1 protein-coding gene is annotated in these 1,125 nt (G+C 65.9%); it reads left to right on the top strand.

The genetic code is table 11. The annotated features are described in order from the left end of the window. Positions 1-232: 232 nt before the first annotated feature. Complete coding sequence (locus ACWCRD_RS44965; protein ID WP_450971461.1) at positions 233-1,102, top strand: IS5 family transposase; 870 nt, start codon at positions 233-235, stop codon at positions 1,100-1,102. Positions 1,103-1,125 lie beyond the last annotated feature (23 nt).

Here is a 1,125-nt window from a genome sequence, read left to right as displayed (position 1 = left end):
AGAGGTCGTTTTCACCTTTAGTGCGTCGGTATTTTCACTATTGCACCCGCTGATGCATTGGTACGGGTGAGGCGGTCGGGTCGGTCGTGCTTGTCGGGACGGAGGGTGTGGCGTCCGAGACGGGAGTCGGCTTGCGCCTGTCTCATCCCAGGACGCCTGGATCTGTTCCGTGCTTCAGCTCGGCAGAACACACGCCTGGGCGCACGCCCCCGACCAGCGATACCTCCATGTCATGACCGACCGTCGCGCATATCCGAGTGATCTGTCCGATGCCCGCTGGGAGTTGATCGCGCCAGTGCTGTCGGCGTGGCGCCACGAGCGCCGTGGCCGGGCCCTGGGATTTGGCCGGCCACCCGAGCACGACCTGCGTGAGATCATGAACGCGATCTTGTACGTGGACCGCACCGGGGTGCAGTGGCGCTACCTGCCGCACGACTTCCCGAACTGGAACACGGTCTACGGCTACTTCGCCAAGTGGCAGTCCGACGGCATCTTTGCGCAACTCAACGGCCTGCTGCGGGAGTTGGTGCGACAGCAGGAGGGCCGCAACGCGGAGCCATCGGCGTGCGTGATCGACGCGCAGAGCGTCAAGACCTCCACCAGCGTCCCCGCCACGAGCCAGGGCACGGACAACGCCAAGAAGATCGTGGGCCGCAAACGGAGCATCGTGACCGACACGATCGGCCTCCTGATCGCGGTACTGGTCACCGCGGCCAGCGTGCAGGACTCCGTGGCCGGCACCCAACTCCTCGACCAGGTCTCCGCCGGGCATCCCGGCATCCGCAAGGTCTGGGTCGACGGCGGCTACCGCCAGCACCTCGTCGAGCACGCCGCCACCCTCGGCATCGACATGGAAATCACCGCCCGCACCCCGGGGACCAGGGGATTCACCCCGATCCCGAAGCGGTGGGCCGTCGAGCGGACCTACGGCTGGCTGATGCTCCACCGCCGCCTGGCCCGCGACTACGAGACCCTCGCAGCCCGCTCCGAAGCCATGATCCACCTGGCCATGACGGACCTGATGGCCCGACGTCTCACCGGCGAGAGCACCGTCTCCTGGCGCGACCCGGCAAATACCAATCAACTACCTATTCCAGGATGAAACACCGGGAGAAAACGACCTCT

It is taken from the genome of Streptomyces sp. NPDC002092, assembly GCF_053593775.1.
Note: the sequence above shows the minus strand (reverse complement) of the source record. Positions and strands in the feature narration are given on the sequence as shown.

What these genes read in the sequence shown, in the direction of transcription:
- ACWCRD_RS44965 (WP_450971461.1), top strand. Translation starts at nt 233, where the DNA reads ATGACCGACCGTCGCGCATATCCGAGTGATCTGTCCGATGCCCGCTGG.